The following is a 798-nucleotide window of genomic DNA, read 5'->3' as shown; positions in this document are numbered from 1 at the left end:
TCCAGTTCCTGAGCTACCTCTGTCACGCGCGCATTGTCTACTCTTGGTTGCCGCTCGCCGTTGATAACAGGTTCACCCTAATGTCCCACCAGCTTGGCGATCAGTGAGTTCATCGGCGAGCGTTATTTGTGCCGATCCTGCGCATGAGAAGTCTTGCAATTCAGAATAAAAAGCTCCTTTGGCGTTTTTTTTTTTTTTCATAATTAACATACCTGAGGCTAGTTGCAGTGAATGAATGAAAACAATAAATTCAAATAAAGTTATGTTTTGGAATTTAAGATTCCCCATGCGAACCACCTTCTTTTTTCTTTTTTTGTTTCGGCTGTCCAGTACTCGAGCGGGTGGTGATCATAGAAATAGGAAATCTTACAAAGGAATCTTTTAACTCTTGGAGACGAAATGGTGCTATTGGCAATCCGTATGGTGAACCATAGGAAGTTAGTGAAACAAAATGAGCAAATAAGAGCATTAATCCACTAACAATACCTACAATGCCATAAAAGTATGCCAATAACATCATTGGAAAACGAATAAGGCGTATAGAACTTGATAAATCGTAATTAGAAACAATAAATGATGCAATGGCTGTAATAGATACGATAATAACCATAACGTTACTCACAAGACCAGCTTGAACAGCCGCCTGCCCAATTACAATTCCTCCAACGATCCCAATAGTTTGTCCAATTGGTTGTGGTAAGCGAATACCAGCTTCACGTAGCATTTCAAGTGTAATTTCCATTATAAATGCTTCCAGCAGGGGAGAAAAAGGGACTTTGACTCTTGACGTTGCAATAG

The 798-nt window shown here is 40.0% G+C and carries 2 protein-coding genes; both read right to left on the bottom strand.

Annotated features, from left to right (window positions below; translation table 11 throughout):
- Nucleotides 1-72: 72 nt before the first annotated feature.
- On the bottom strand, nucleotides 73-288 hold the full coding sequence (locus tag AEA42_RS22780) for a hypothetical protein (RefSeq protein WP_055648803.1): 216 nt from the start codon (nucleotides 286-288) through the stop codon (nucleotides 73-75).
- Nucleotides 275-798 (bottom strand): spore germination protein (locus AEA42_RS21605; RefSeq protein WP_197278476.1); only part of this gene is annotated, 524 nt, incomplete at its 5' end. The genes AEA42_RS22780 and AEA42_RS21605, both read right to left, overlap by 14 nt.

Origin of the sequence: Shewanella sp. Sh95 (genome assembly GCF_001308045.1) — a bacterium.
Taxonomy (GTDB): domain Bacteria; phylum Pseudomonadota; class Gammaproteobacteria; order Enterobacterales; family Shewanellaceae; genus Shewanella; species Shewanella xiamenensis.
This window is presented reverse-complemented; position numbering and strand designations above follow the sequence as displayed.